The sequence below is a fragment of the Bacillus sp. AP50 genome, assembly GCF_040492675.1.
Lineage (GTDB): Bacteria > Bacillota > Bacilli > Bacillales > Bacillaceae_G > Bacillus_A > Bacillus_A cereus.
Map to the genome: position 1 here is coordinate 1 of NZ_JBEUTW010000556.1, position 1247 is coordinate 1247.

Sequence of the window (1247 nt, forward strand, 5' to 3'; positions counted from 1 at the left end):
TTTTACGCTTCAGTAAGTTGCATCAAAATGGGATTAGACCCTATGCATACAAAAGTAGCAGTAGTCGGTGATGTAAATAGAAGCGGTTCAATTGTTCTAGCCGCAACTCCCCCCCTTAAAAGCATTGGGTGTAAAGAAGAATGTATGGTTTGGTATTTATGAATGTAAATCAGACCGTATTTTGTACTTTGGAACATTATCCCTTATATTTTTCATTCTTACTGCTACTTATGTTATTTCTAAATTAATATGGTCATAATTAAAAAAGAGGGTGCTCGCAGCTCCCCCTTTTTTTAGATAATTAAATATGCTCTCCATGATCCATAAACACTTCAATAGTTTCATTTTGTGATACGTCTTTTACATTAGTAAGACCAAAAGTAAAAACAGCGGATAACATCATCATTAATAAGATTGCTTTTTTCATTTTAGCGCCCTTCTTTCTATGCTCTTTTTGTCTGCATCTAAAGCGATGTGCAAATACTTGCTTGCTTTTCTGTGATTTTCTGAACCATAGAATCTTTCACCTAAAAGAGAAGCATATTCTTTTACCCAATCATATAATTCTTCTTTTTCAAAATACGAAATACCTTCTATAACCACATTTTCTAATTCTTCTTGCGGTACATAGTTATGTACTGCTTTTAAAATTCGGAAATGATGACGATAACATAAGTCGCTAATCTTATAGCCATTCTCAATATATTCATTAGCATTATGATTATGACCTAACTTAAAATGTTCTCTTGCTAAAAGAAACATCGTTTTAGCGTTGTTTTCTAGTGATTCCTCTAAATGCTTAATTGCTAATTCTGACATGTTTTGACTTGCATATAAAAGTCCTAAATTGTGCTTTACACGTTTAGTAAGACTTTCGTCATGAGATTTTTGGAAAGTACCCAATGCTGAAAGTAAATATTCTTCTGCACTTTCGAAATCACTTAAGCGAGTGTGTGCCATCCCTAAAGTATTCAAACAAGCAGCAGTTTTTAATTCATACCCTGGACTAATTGAAAATACTTCATTTGCCTTTATAGCAAATTGAACTGCTAGGATTGGTTTCAATATGTGATAGTAATGAACTGCAAGCCAATAATTAAATTCAGCTTTTTCGATTTCATCATGCATGTACTCTAAATACTTTTCAGCTTCTTCAAATTGCATTCTTGCTTCACTATGGTTTGCTGTATTAATAGCGTAAATTGCTTTAAATAAATGATGATAGTACTCTAAAAATGTTTCTGTAG

The 1247-nt window shown here is 32.5% G+C and carries 2 protein-coding genes; both read right to left on the bottom strand.

Going from position 1 to position 1247, the window contains the following annotated elements; translation table 11 throughout:
• Positions 1-301: 301 nt before the first annotated feature.
• Positions 302-427 carry a hypothetical protein gene (locus ABWK52_RS26520; RefSeq protein WP_000709205.1) on the bottom strand — a complete coding sequence of 42 codons (126 nt, stop codon included), beginning with the start codon at positions 425-427 and terminating at the stop codon, positions 302-304.
• Positions 424-1247: tetratricopeptide repeat protein (locus ABWK52_RS26525; protein WP_353772250.1), on the bottom strand; the 824-nt coding region annotated here is incomplete at its 5' end. The genes ABWK52_RS26520 and ABWK52_RS26525, both read right to left, overlap by 4 nt.

What these genes read in the sequence shown, in the direction of transcription:
- ABWK52_RS26520 (WP_000709205.1), bottom strand. Translation starts at nt 427, where the DNA reads ATGAAAAAAGCAATCTTATTAATGATGATGTTATCCGCTGTTTTTACT.